We start from the raw sequence: 12,003 nt of genomic DNA, 5'->3' as shown, positions 1-12,003 counted from the left end.
TTGCGCTGCGCTTAGCGGCGCCACGCGGCAAAGGTGCTGCCCGAGCGGGCAAGTTCGGTGAGAAGCGGGGCCGGTCCGGAACCGGTGCCGCCGGCCTTGTGCGCCGCCTCGACTTCTTCGAGGACGCGCGTAAGCCCGATCTGGTCTGCGGCCCACATCGGCCCGCCCTTGAGACGCGGGAAGCCGTAGCCGTTGACGAAGGCGAGATCGATGTCGGAGGCGCGCAGCGCGATCCCCTCGGCAAGCACTTTCGCGCCCTCGTTGGCCATGACGGCGACAAGGCGGCGCTGGATCTCTTCCGGCGTGAAGGCGCGGGGCGAAAGGCCCTTTGCCGCGCGAGCGGCCTCGATCGCCTGCGTCGCCACGGGATCGACCGCCTTCTTGCCGGCGGCGTCATAGGCGTACCAGCCGGCACCGGTCTTGCGGCCGAGGCGGCCGGCTTCGACCAGGCTATCGGCGATCGTCACGTAGCGCTCGCCCGGATCGCGATTGGCAGCACGGCGCTTGCGCATCGCATAGGCGATGTCGAGGCCGGACATGTCGGAGACGGAAAAGATGCCCATGGCGAAGCCGTAGGCCTCCAGTGCCGCATCCACCTGCTCCGGCGAGGCGCCGTCCTCGATCAGGTACTCGGCGTGGCGGCGATAGACGGCATAGATGCGGTTGCCGACGAAACCGTCGCAATTGCCGGCGACGACCGGCACCTTGCCGATCTTCTTCGCGAGCGCCAGCGCGGTCGAAAGCGTCCCGGCGCTGGTCTTTTCGCCGCGCACGACCTCCAGAAGCTTCATGATGTTGGCCGGCGAGAAGAAATGCAGACCGACCACGTCTTCCGGTCGTTTCGTAACGGCGGCGATCGCATCGAGGTCGAGATAGGAGGTGTTGGAGGCAAGGATCGCACCCGGCCGGCAAAGCTCGTCCAGCCGCTTGAAGATATCGGCTTTTACGGTCATGTCCTCGAAGGCCGCCTCTATGACGAGATCCTGCTCGGACAGCACGCTCCAGTCGGCACCGACGGCCAGCCGGCCGAGCCGCTCGACCATCGTCTCGGCGCTGATGCGACCGCTCTTGACCTGCCGTTCGTAGAGTCCCTTCACGCGCTCCCGGCCGGCCGAGGCCGCGGTCGCGTCGCGTTCGAGCACGGTGACTGTCAAGCCGGCATCGGCGAGCGCCACGGCAATGCCGGCGCCCATGGTGCCGGCGCCGATGACGGCGACCTTGGCGACCGGCCGCGCGGTGGCACCCTGCAGCCCCGGCACCTTCCAGACCTCGCGCTCGGAGAGGAACAGGTGGCGCAGCGATTTCGCCTCCACACTTTCGCGTAGTTGCAGGAACGCGGCGCGCTCGGTGGCGAGCCCGTCGGAAAAGGCTGGGTTGCGCGCCGTGCGGATGATCGGAATGACCTCCGTCACCGCCGGCACGCCCTTGGCGCGGGCGATGGCGGCCGCGGCTGCTTTTTCTTCTTCGGCCTCGTCGCCTTCGGGGACCGGCAGTTCGCGCACGCGGCGCTTCTCCATCGTCTCCGCCGCCGCGATCGCCGCAGCCAGCAGGTCGCCCTCGACGACGCGGTCGACGATGCCCTGCCTCTGGGCCTCGGCTGCCTTCAGGATCTTGCCCTCGGCGATCAGGGTGATCGCTGCCGCCATGCCGGTCAGACGCGGCAGCCGCTGGGTGCCGCCGGCGCCGGGAATGATGCCGAGCCGTGTCTCCGTCAGGCCGACCATCGCCTTCGGGCCGGCGATGCGGTAGTCGCAGGCAAGCGCGATCTCGAGCCCGCCACCAAGGGCGGCCCCGTCGATCGCGGCAACGACCGGCTTTTCCAGGGCGTCGATCGCCGCCACCACGTCCGGCAGGAACGGTTCGTCCGGCGGCAGGGACATTTCCTTCAGATCGGCGCCGGCGATGAAGCGGCCCGGACCGCCGTAGATGACGGCGGCGGTGACGCTGTCGTCCGAGGCGACCTCCGAGGCGGCAAAGAGAAGGCCCTCGCGTACGGCCTTAGAAAGCGCATTGACAGGCGCGTAGTCGATGGTGATGACGGCGACGCCGTCATGGCGGGTAATGGAAACGGGATGGGCAGGGCTGGTCATCTCACACCCTTTCGATCAATCCGGCGATCCCCTGGCCGACGCCGATGCACATGGTGGCGATCACCCGCTTGCCGCCGCGCACTTCCAGGGCGCTGACGGCCGTCATGGCAAGGCGCGCACCGGACATGCCGAGCGGATGGCCAAGCGAGATCGCGCCGCCGTGCGGGTTGACGTGCTCGGCGTCGTCCGGCAGGCCGAGCTGGCGCAACACTGCGAGGCCCTGCGAGGCGAAAGCCTCGTTCAGCTCGATCAGGTCGATGTCGGCGAGCGACAGCCCGGTCTTTTCGAGAAGCTTCTTCGTCGCCGGGGCCGGGCCGATGCCCATGATGCGCGGAGCGACGCCGGCGCAGACGACCGAAACGACGCGCGCGCGCGGCGTCAGGCCATAGCGCTTGACGGCCGCTTCCGAGGCGATGATCAGTGCGCCTGCGCCATCATTGACACCCGACGCATTGCCCGCCGTCACCGAGCCGCCCTCTTTCCGGAACGGCGCCTTCAGCTTGGCGAGTTGCTCCAGCGTCGTCTCCGCACGCGGATGTTCGTCGACGCTGACGGTGGTCACCGCACCCTTCTTGCCGGCGACGTCGATCGGCGAAATCTCGCGGGCAAAGAAGCCGGCGTCCTGCGCCGCTTTGGTGCGCTGCTGCGACCGATAGGCAAAGAGGTCCTGGTCTTCGCGCGAGATGTTGAAGTCGGCGGCGACGTTCTCGGCCGTTTCCGGCATCGAATCGACCCCATACTGCGCCTTCAGCACCGGGTTGACGAAGCGCCAGCCGATGGTGGTGTCAAACATTTCCGCCTGGCGCGAGAAGGCGTCGGACGCCTTGCCCATGACGAAGGGCGCGCGCGTCATGCTTTCGACGCCGCCGGCGATCACGAGGTCGGCGTCGCCGGTCTTGACGGCGCGGGCCGCCATCCCGACCGCATCGAGGCCCGAGCCGCAGAGGCGATTGATCGTCGTGCCCGGCACGCTCACCGGCAGCCCGGCCAGCAGCACCGCCATGCGCGCGACGTCGCGATTGTCTTCGCCCGCCTGGTTGGCGCAGCCGAGGATCACGTCGTCCACCGCCTCCCAGTCAATCCCCGGATTGCGCTCCTTGAGCACACGCAGCGGATGGGCGGCGAGGTCGTCGGCGCGGACGTCCTTCAGCGCGCCGCCATAGCGGCCGATCGGCGTGCGGGTGAAGTCGCAGATATAGGCTTCCGACATGAAATCCTCCTTGGAATGCAGTTCAGGCCGCTGCCGGACGGCGGACGCAGACGACGCGGAAGCGCTGGGCGACATAGGCCGTATCGGTCAGGCAGGCATTGCCGGCGGGGTTGGCGCCGGTGACGTGGAAATCGCTGAAGGCGGCACTCTGGTTCACATAGATGCCGCCGGTCAGGTTGACCGAAAGCGGAACGCCGGCCTGCGCATAGAGCCCGATCGCCTTGCCGATCAACGCTTCGTCGCGGCTGTAGAGCGCGGCGGTGATGCCGCCCTTCGCTCGAGCCGCGCGCGTGGCGCGATCGATCGCGTCCGTGGCATTTTCACAGGATACCACGAAGCTGATCGGGCCGAACTGTTCCTTGAGATAGGCGGCCTCGTCCGCCGCGTCGACGGCAAGGATCAGCGGCGTCGCCGTCCGCGCGTTCTCGGTCCCGTCGACGGGAGTGCTGGAGCGCACGACGCGACCAAGGGCTGAAGCCTTGGCGACACGCTCGAGCGTTGCGGGGTTCTGGATCGCGCCGCAGACCGCTGCCGCACGCTGAGGGTCGGCGAGCAGTGCGTCGATTGCCGCGGCGATGCCGCCAGCGACGTCGTCAAAGCTCTTTTGGCCTTCGTTCGTCGCGATGCCGCCCTGCGGGACAAAAATGTCCTGCGGCGTCGTGCACATCTGGCCGCTGTAGAGCGACAGCGAAAAGGCGATGTTCTGGCACATGGCCGAAAAATCGTCGGTGCTGTCGATGACGATCGTGTTGATGCCGGTTTCCTCGGTGAAGACCGGCTTGCCCGTAGCGTGGGCGCGCAGCCAGCCGCCGAACTCGGAGGAACCCGTGAAGTCGACTAGGGCAACCGCCGGGTGAATGGCCAGCGTCGGCGCGACGGGTGCCCCGGGCGTGTCGACGGCAAGCTGCATCACGTCCGCATCGAAGCCGGCCTCGGACAGCACCTCGCGGGCAATCTTCACGGTGATCGCCAGCGGCAGGATCACCGCCGGATGCGGCTTGACGATCACCGGGTTGCCAGTGACGAGGTCGGCGAAGAGCGCCGGATAGCTGTTCCAGGTCGGAAAGGTGGCGCAGGCAATGACGAGGCCGATGCCGCGGGGCACGAGATGGAATTTCTTCGTTAGCCGGATCGTGTGGCGGCCGGCCGGCTTGTCCCAGGCGACGTCGCCGTGCGGGATGCTTGTCATTTCGCGATAGGCGTAGGCGACGGCTTCGAGAGCGCGGTCCTGCGCGTGCGGGCCGCCGGCCTGGAAGGCCATGGCGAAGGCCTGGCCGGTCGTCTGCTCAACCGCGTGCGCCATCAGGAAGGAAGCCCGGTTCAGCCGGGTGATGATCTCAAGCGCAACGCCGCAGCGCGCCTCGACGCTCGCTTGGGCCCAGCCCGGAGCGGTTGCGGAAGCGCGCGCGATGAGCCGGTCGATGCCGGCGCGCGGATAGGTGATGCCGAGCGCGCGACCAAAGGGCGAGACCTCGCCGCCGACGTGGCCGTCGTCGGCCTCCTGGTCAAGCGCGAAGAACTGTTCCAGCAGCGCGTCAAATGCGACCTTGCCCTCGGACGGCAGCGCCTCGCCATAGGTGCGCGGGACTTCCGAAAACGCGCTCCAGAAACCGCGTTCGTCGATTGCCTTCACCGCATCGGCCAAGAGGTCGCGATGCTTTTCGAACAGTCCGGTCATGCTATCCTCCACGGTCGGCCCTGGCCGTGCCCGGCTGTGCTTGACAGTTGACACGGGGTCGATTTCGGCTAATTATTAACCGAACGATCGGTCAATTCAAGTGAAACTTGTTGACCCGGCCATGGGAGGCGGAAAGTGACATCAACGATCAAGGTGGACCGGCGCGATGGCTGGACCAGGATCACGCTGAACCGGCCGGACCGGTTGAACTCCTTCAACGAAGAGATGCACCACGCGCTTGCCGCAGCCCTCGAGGAGGCCGCCGACGAAAGCTGTCGCGCTGTGCTTCTGACCGGCGAAGGCCGTGGCTTCTGCGCCGGCCAGGACCTGGCCGATCGGGTCGGCACGGACGGCCCGCCGGATCTCGGCTATACGATCGAAACCTTCTACAATCCGCTGGTGCGCCGCCTGCGCGCGCTTCGCAAGCCGGTCGTCTGCGCCGTCAATGGCGTCGCCGCCGGTGCGGGCGCCAATATCGCCTTTGCCTGCGACATCGTGCTCGCCGCCCGCTCGGCCCGCTTCATCCAGTCCTTCGCCAAGATCGGCCTCGTGCCCGATTCCGGCGGCACCTTCTTCCTGCCACGCCTGATCGGCGAGGCCCGCGCCAAGGCGCTGGCGCTGACCGCCGAGCCGCTTTCGGCGGAGAAGGCAGAGGAATGGGGGCTGATCTGGAAGGTCGTCGACGACGACAAACTGATGGCGGAAGCCGATGCGCTCACCGCCCAATTCGCGACGCAGCCGACGCAGGGCCTCGCCCTCATCAAGGAAGCGATCCAGGCCTCCAGCGCCAACGACCTCGACACTCAGCTCGACCTGGAGCGCGACCTGCAGCGCCAGGCCGGCCAAACGCCGGACTATGCCGAGGGCGTGAAAGCCTTCATGGAAAAGCGCCCGGCGGTCTTTACGGGAAAAGCGAAATGACCGGTGCCGAACTCGCAACGCTTTCGGCCGAGACCATGTGGGCCAGCGACCGGGCCAGCCAGGGTCTCGGCATGGACGTCGTTTCCGTCGAGCCCGGTAAGGCGACGCTGACCATGACGGTCCATGAGGCCATGACCAACGGCCATGGCACTGCCCATGGCGGTTTCATCTTCGCACTCGCCGACAGCGCGTTTGCCTTTGCCTGCAATTCCTACGGCGAGACCACCGTCGCCGCCCATTGCAGCATCAGCTACATCCGGCCCGGCCGGCTTGGCGATCTGCTGACGGCCGAGGCACGCGAGGTCTCGCGCTCCGGCCGTTCCGGCATTTATGACGTGAGGGTCAGCGTCGGCGGCGTGACGATCGCCGAGTTCCGCGGCCATTCGCGCAGCCTCGGCAGTTCCTTCATCGGAATTGATGGACCGCAAACCAACAAGCCTGCATGATCCTGTCGGAGGACAGGTCGCGACGGAGGAGAATATGAACATGAGGTTCCCCAACATCCAGTCGAGCCCGGATTTTCTCGGCGGCCTCGATGAGCACGAGCGCGCCTCGCGCGACCGGATCCAGTCGCTGCAGCGCGAACGTCTCGCCTGGTCGCTTCGTCATGCCTATGAGAACGTGCCGTTCTATCGGCAGAAGTTTGACGCGGCCGGCGTCCATCCCTCCGATTTTCGCGATCTCTCGGACCTGGCCAAGTTCCCCTTCACAGTGAAGCAGGACCTGCGCGACACCTATCCCTACGGCATGTTCGCCGTGCCGAAGGAGAAGCTCGCCCGCATCCATGGCTCGTCGGGCACCACCGGCAAGCCGATCGTCGTCGGCTACACGAAGAATGATATCGACATGTGGGCCGATGTCATGGCGCGGTCGATTCGCGCGGCGGGCGGCAAGCCGGGCATGATGGTGCACGTCGCCTATGGCTACGGCCTGTTCACCGGCGGTCTCGGCGCCCACTATGGTGCGGAGCGGCTGGGCTGCACCGTCGTTCCGATGTCGGGCGGCATGACCGAACGGCAGGTCCAGCTCATCAGCGACTTCCAGCCGGACATCATCATGGTGACGCCGAGCTACATGCTGGCGCTACTCGACGGTTTCAACAGGGCTGGCATCGACCCGCGCTCGACAACGCTGAAATACGGCATCTTCGGTGCCGAGCCGTGGACGAATGCCATGCGCCAGGAAATCGAGCACGCCTTCGATATGCAGGCGACCGACATTTATGGCCTCTCCGAAGTCATCGGACCCGGCGTTGCCCAGGAATGCGTCGACACCAAGGACGGCCTGCACATCTGGGAAGACCACTTCCTGCCGGAAATCATCAACCCGGACACCGGCATGCCGGTCGAGGACGGCGAATATGGCGAGCTGGTCTTCACCTCGCTCACCAAGGAAGCCTTCCCCATCATCCGCTACCGCACGCGGGACCTCACCCGCCTGCTTCCCGGCACTGCACGTCCCGGCATGCGCCGCATGGAGAAGGTCACCGGCCGCTCCGACGACATGATCATCCTGCGCGGCGTCAACGTCTTCCCCAGCCAGATCGAGGAAGCGCTGCTCGCCACCAACTGGTGCGCCGGCCACTTCGTCATCGAGCTCTCCCGCGAAGGCCGCATGGACAAGATGACCGTGTTCGCCGAAGCGCGCCAGGAGCATTGGGACGGCGAAGGCCTGCAGGCGCATGCGCAGCGCCTGGCCAAGCATATCAAGGATACGATCGGCATTTCGACCGCGGTCGCGATCCAGGCCCCGAACTCGGTGATCCGTTCCGAAGGCAAGGCCAAGCGCGTCATCGACAAGCGTCCGAAGGACTGAGGCTTAGGAACCTGGATCGAAGCCCGGACCTATCGTCCGGGTTTTTCCTGTTTTGCGAGCAAGATACAATTCCACAACTAGCTTGCAAAAGAGCAAGGACAACGAGCTCGCCGTATGCGACTTTCCCTCCGCGACGCATCTTGGGGGAATGAGCGGCGCCAAGAACCAACAAGCCGGACGATCACCGGCGCGCATCGCATAACCCCTGCGCGCGCGACAGGCGTCTCATGCGTCGACGCTCAACGCTTTGCTGCCAAGGGGCTGGGGGATAAAAGGCCGGTCGCTTTTAGCGCCGGCCTTTCTTGTATCCTGCTCGTCGTTAGAGGAATGCCCGGTCGAATCCGGCCCGGATGCTGCGGATCGAAGGACAGTGCGGCGTAGGACGCCACCGCACCGCAAGGCATCACATTTGGTCGAAGTCGACCACGACATGGGCGCTTTTCGGATGCGCCTGACAGGTCAGCACGAAGCCGGCTTCCACTTCCCAGGGTTCCAGCGAATAGTTGACCTCCATCGGCGCCTCGCCCTCGACTAGCTTGGCCCGGCAGGTCGAACACATGCCGCCCTTGCAGGCAAATGGCAGGTCCATGCCGGCGCGCAGGGCCGCGTCGAGGATCGATTCACCCTCGGCGACCGGTACCTCGCGGCGCTTGCCGTCGACCGTCAGGAGGGCCGTGTGCGCCGGCGGCGCATCCGGAGCGACCTTCACCGGCGCCCGCGGGCGGCCGTTGAAGACGGAGACGAAGCGCTCGGTGTGGATATGGTCCTCGGCGATGCCGAGGTCCTTCAGCGTCGCTTCGAGGTCGTCGATCATTCCGGTCGGACCGCAGATGAAGACGTGGTCGACCATCTTCGCCGGCACCATCGAGGTCAAAAGCACCCGCGCCTTGTCGCCATCGAGACGGCCGTTGAGCACGGAAATGTCCTGCTCTTCCTTGCTGAGCACGTGGAAGACGGCGAGGCGGCCGAGGAAGCGGTCCTTCAGCTCCTCCAGCGCCGTGCGGAACAGCATGTCGCTGGTCGAGCGGTTGCCGTAGAACAGGAAGAAGTGGCTGTCGGGCTCCATCTCCAGCACGCCGCGCATGATCGACAGGATCGGCGTGATGCCGGAGCCGGCGGCAAAGCCGACATGGATGCGCCCGTCGCCGGGGGCGTTGGCGAGGCCGAAGCGTCCGGTCGGCGTCATCACCTCCATCTCGTCGCCGGCCTTCAGCCCGTCGTTCACCCAGTTGGAGAAGATCCCGTCGTCGAGGCGCTTGATCGCGACCCGCAGGTCGCCGTCCTTCGGTCCGGAACAGATCGAATAGGAGCGGCGCAGGTCCTCGCCGTCGATGGTGGCACGCAGCGTCAGGTACTGGCCCGGCTCGAAACGGTAGTCGGCTGCCAGCTCGTCCGGCACGTCGAAGGCGACGGAGACGGCGTGGTCGGTTTCGTGCGTGACGTCGGCGACGCGCAGTCTGTGGAAGCGCGGGGCGTGCTGTGGGGCAGACGTCGGCGCGTGGGTCTGGGCGGCGGTCGTGGTTTGCTGGGAAACGGACATCCGGATCACCTCGTCAATGACATTTGAAATAATCGAAGGGCTCGCGGCAGTCCTGGCACTGCCACAGAGCCTTGCAGGAGGTCGAGCCGAACTCGGCAAGCCGTGTTGTGCGGACGGAGCCGCAACGGGGGCATTCCACTTCGTCAGCGCCGAACAGGGCGCCGCGGCCGGCGCGCTTTTCGGACGGCGGGGCGATGCCGTAATCCTTGAGCTTGCGCTTGCCGTCCTCGGTCATCCAGTCGGTCGTCCAGGCGGGCGACAGCACGGTCGTCACCTTGACCCGGTCGAAGCCGGCCTTCTCAAGCGCCAATTCCAGCTCCAGCGCGATCATGTTCATCGCCGGACAGCCGGAGTAGGTCGGCGTGATGACGACCTCTAGCGCACCGTTCTCGGCGATCTTCACGTCGCGCAGGACGCCGAGGTCATCGATGGTCAGCACCGGGATTTCCGGGTCGCACACCGTGGCTGCCGCGGCTCGGGCACGAGCAAGCCGCGCGTGATCGTCTGCCGGCGGAAAAGGCGCCGGCATCGGCTGGCTTTCCCGCCCGGCCATCACCAGACCGCTCCGGGGATCGTGTGCTGCACGTGCTGCAGGTCGGAGAGCAGGTGGCCCAGGTGCTCGCTGTGGATGCCCGTGCGCCCGCCCTTCTGCATCCAGCCGTCCTCCGGCGTCGTCAGCGTCGCCTCTTCCAGCACGGACTTGACGTTGGTGCGCCACTGGTCGCGCAAGCTGCCAAGATCGACTGCGATGCCGGTCTCCACCAGACCCTTTTCGGGAGCGTCCATCTCGAACAGCTCGCCGGTATAGGGCCAGAGTTCGTCGAGGGCAGCGGCGATGCGGGTGTGGCTTTCCGTCGTGCCGTCACCGAGCCGGATCACCCACTCGGCGGTATGGCGCACGTGGTAGGCCATTTCCTTCTCGCTCTTGGCCGCGATCGCCGCCAGCGTCTCGTCCTTGGACTTCATCATCGCCCGCCAGAAGAGATCGGCGAAATTGGCGTAGAGGAACTGGCGCATGATCGTGCGGGCGAAGTCGCCGTTCTGCTGCTCGACGAGCAAAAGGTTGCGGTAGCCGCGCTCGTCGCGCCAGTAGGCGAAGTCGTCCTCGGTCCGCCCCTCGCCCTCTGCTTCGCCGGCGTAGGTGTAGAGCGAGCGTGCCTGGCCGATCAGGTCGAGCGCCATGTTGGCAAGCGCCATGTCCTCTTCCATCATCGGTGCGTGGCCGCACCATTCGGAGAGGCGATGGCCGAGGATCAGCGCGTCGTCGGCGCGGCGGAGCGTATAAAGAACGAGCGGCGTTTCGTTGACGCGAATGGTCTTCGCCATGGGTTTCCTCCAGGGTCGTTCGTCTTGGCGAACGATGAACGGGTCCTCCCGGCAGCGCGCCACCGGGTCATGCACGGATGGTCAGGGCCGTAAGCCTAAGCTTACATATGGCCGACTTCTTCCGGCACGTCGTAGAACGTCGGGTGACGGTAGATCTTCGAGGCGGTCGGCTCGAACATCATGTCCTTGTCGGCCGGGTCGGAGGCGGTGATCGCGTTCGACGGTACGACCCAGATCGACAGCCCCTCGCCGCGACGGGTGTAGATGTCGCGCGCGGCCTGCAGCGCCAGCGTGGCATCGCTGGCATGCAGCGAACCGACATGCTTGTGGGCCAGGCCGTTGCGCGAGCGGATGAAAACTTCCCAGAGCGGAAAAATGTCCTTCATGTCTGTTCTCCTTAAGCCGCTGCCTTGCGGGCGCGGCGTTTTTCGGCAAAGGCAAGCGCGGCTTCGCGCACCCAGGCGCCCTCTGCGTGGGCCTTGTTGCGGGCGGCCAGGCGATCGCGGTTGCAGGGGCCGTTGCCGGCAATCACCTGCTTGAACTCGTCCCAGTCGATCGCGCCATATTCCCAATGGCCGGTCTGCTCGTTGAACTTGAGATCCGGGTCGGGAAGCGTCAGCCCGAGATACTGGGCCTGCGGCACGGTGGCGTCGACGAATTTCTGGCGCAGTTCGTCGTTGGAGAAGCGCTTGATCTTCCACTTCGTGGACTGGTCGGAATGCTGGCTTGCCCCATCCGGCGGGCCGAACATCATCAGGCACGGCCACCACCAGCGGTTCAGCGCGTCCTGTGCCATCTCCTTCTGTGCCTCGTTGCCCTTCGACAGCGTCACCATGATCTCGTAGCCCTGGCGCTGGTGGAAGGATTCTTCCTTGCAGACCCGGATCATCGCCCGCGCATAGGGGCCGTAGGAACAGCGACAGAGCGGGATCTGGTTCATGATCGCAGCCCCGTCGACGAGCCAGCCGATGGCGCCCATGTCGGCCCAAGTCAGCGTCGGGTAGTTGAAGATGGAGGAGTACTTCGCCTTGCCGGTCAAAAGCTGATCGACCAGTTCCTCGCGGGCAACGCCAAGCGTTTCGGCGGCGGTGTAAAGATAGAGGCCATGGCCACATTCGTCCTGCACCTTGGCAAGCAGGGCCGCCTTGCGGCGCAGCGACGGGGCACGCGTGATCCAGTTGCCTTCCGGCAGCATGCCGACGATTTCGGAATGGGCGTGCTGGGAAATCTGGCGCGTCAGCGTCTTGCGGTAGGCGGCGGGCATCCAGTCGTTCGGCTCGATGCGATCTTCGGCGTCGATGCGCGCCTGGAACTTTTCGAGCAGCGCCGCATCCTCGAGCTGGCGGTCGCCGGCATCCGGATTGGCGTTGAGAGCTTGCGTATACATGGCTTCCTCCATCGAATGGGGGCACTATATGTAACA

The 12,003-nt window shown here is 65.9% G+C and carries 11 protein-coding genes; 3 read left to right on the top strand and 8 right to left on the bottom strand.

Annotation, left to right across the window (positions count from 1 at the left end; genetic code table 11):
- Positions 1–11 precede the first annotated feature (11 nt).
- Genes AC1DDS_RS06690 through paaN form a run of 3 tightly spaced genes read right to left on the bottom strand, consistent with a single transcriptional unit; the run spans position 12 to position 4,978 of the window.
- Positions 12–2,090, bottom strand: a complete 2,079-nt coding sequence (locus AC1DDS_RS06690; RefSeq protein ID WP_477478161.1) for an FAD-dependent oxidoreductase — start codon at positions 2,088–2,090, stop codon at positions 12–14.
- Between the two features lies 1 nt (position 2,091).
- Complete coding sequence (gene pcaF / locus AC1DDS_RS06685; RefSeq protein WP_477478160.1) at positions 2,092–3,300, bottom strand: 3-oxoadipyl-CoA thiolase; 1,209 nt, start codon at positions 3,298–3,300, stop codon at positions 2,092–2,094.
- Between the two features lie 22 nt (positions 3,301–3,322).
- Positions 3,323–4,978, bottom strand: a complete 1,656-nt coding sequence (gene paaN, locus AC1DDS_RS06680) for a phenylacetic acid degradation protein PaaN (protein WP_477478159.1) — start codon at positions 4,976–4,978, stop codon at positions 3,323–3,325.
- A 135-nt stretch (positions 4,979–5,113) separates the two neighbouring features.
- Between paaN and paaG the strand changes: the two genes are divergently transcribed.
- Genes paaG through paaK form a run of 3 tightly spaced genes read left to right on the top strand, consistent with a single transcriptional unit; the run spans position 5,114 to position 7,714 of the window.
- Positions 5,114–5,899, top strand: a complete 786-nt coding sequence (gene paaG / locus AC1DDS_RS06675; RefSeq protein WP_477478158.1) for a 2-(1,2-epoxy-1,2-dihydrophenyl)acetyl-CoA isomerase PaaG — start codon at positions 5,114–5,116, stop codon at positions 5,897–5,899.
- On the top strand, positions 5,896–6,345 hold the full coding sequence (gene paaI, locus AC1DDS_RS06670; protein ID WP_477478157.1) for a hydroxyphenylacetyl-CoA thioesterase PaaI: 450 nt from the start codon (positions 5,896–5,898) through the stop codon (positions 6,343–6,345). The genes paaG and paaI overlap by 4 nt, the downstream gene beginning before the upstream one ends.
- A gap of 40 nt (positions 6,346–6,385) precedes the next feature.
- Positions 6,386–7,714 carry a phenylacetate--CoA ligase PaaK gene (gene paaK / locus AC1DDS_RS06665; RefSeq protein WP_477478254.1) on the top strand — a complete coding sequence of 443 codons (1,329 nt, stop codon included), beginning with the start codon at positions 6,386–6,388 and terminating at the stop codon, positions 7,712–7,714.
- Between the two features lie 403 nt (positions 7,715–8,117).
- Here the strand turns inward: paaK and paaE are convergent, their stop codons facing one another.
- The 5 genes from paaE to paaA form a co-directional block, all read right to left on the bottom strand.
- Entirely contained in the window at positions 8,118–9,254 is a 1,137-nt protein-coding gene (gene paaE / locus AC1DDS_RS06660; RefSeq protein WP_477478156.1) for a 1,2-phenylacetyl-CoA epoxidase subunit PaaE, read from the bottom strand.
- A 13-nt stretch (positions 9,255–9,267) separates the two neighbouring features.
- On the bottom strand, positions 9,268–9,783 hold the full coding sequence (gene paaD / locus AC1DDS_RS06655) for a 1,2-phenylacetyl-CoA epoxidase subunit PaaD (protein WP_477478155.1): 516 nt from the start codon (positions 9,781–9,783) through the stop codon (positions 9,268–9,270).
- A 23-nt stretch (positions 9,784–9,806) separates the two neighbouring features.
- Positions 9,807–10,580, bottom strand: a complete 774-nt coding sequence (paaC, locus tag AC1DDS_RS06650; RefSeq protein ID WP_477478154.1) for a 1,2-phenylacetyl-CoA epoxidase subunit PaaC — start codon at positions 10,578–10,580, stop codon at positions 9,807–9,809.
- A gap of 101 nt (positions 10,581–10,681) precedes the next feature.
- Positions 10,682–10,966 (bottom strand): 1,2-phenylacetyl-CoA epoxidase subunit PaaB, encoded by a 285-nt coding sequence (gene paaB / locus AC1DDS_RS06645; protein WP_310413957.1) that lies wholly within the window; start codon positions 10,964–10,966, stop codon positions 10,682–10,684.
- A gap of 11 nt (positions 10,967–10,977) precedes the next feature.
- Positions 10,978–11,967, bottom strand: a complete 990-nt coding sequence (paaA, locus tag AC1DDS_RS06640; RefSeq protein WP_477478153.1) for a 1,2-phenylacetyl-CoA epoxidase subunit PaaA — start codon at positions 11,965–11,967, stop codon at positions 10,978–10,980.
- Between the last annotated feature and the right edge of the window lie 36 nt (positions 11,968–12,003).

Source organism: Mycoplana sp. 10N416 (assembly GCF_056394765.1).
This window is presented reverse-complemented; position numbering and strand designations above follow the sequence as displayed.